The sequence below is a fragment of the Rhizobium ecuadorense genome (assembly GCF_001187535.1).
GTDB classification, from domain to species: Bacteria; Pseudomonadota; Alphaproteobacteria; order Rhizobiales; family Rhizobiaceae; genus Rhizobium; species Rhizobium ecuadorense.
Window position 1 is genome coordinate 1 of sequence record NZ_LFIO01001687.1, and the last position, 248, is coordinate 248.

General features: G+C 58.5%; 1 pseudogene. It reads right to left on the reverse strand.

The annotated features are described in order from the left end of the window. Positions 1–165: pseudogene (locus AF337_RS42935) on the reverse strand (mandelate racemase/muconate lactonizing enzyme family protein); the annotation flags it as partial. Between the last annotated feature and the right edge of the window lie 83 nt (positions 166–248).

Consider the following 248-nt stretch of genomic DNA (forward strand, 5'->3'; position numbering starts at 1 on the left):
ATAGTGCTCGATCGCGCCGGCCACGGCCTTCTCGCGACCGCTCAAGCCGCTCTCGCCCCATCCGAAGATGCCGTTGTCGGTCTCGACCTTGACGAGCATCTGGTTGCGCGTTCCAACCCATACTGGATAGGGCTTGATCGCGGTGATTTTAAGCTTCGTAGTCATCCACACCCTCGTTCCAGACGCATCGGCTCTGTCTCAGTTGGCCTTGAGGGCCATTTCTGTTTCGCCGTCGAACAGATGCATCC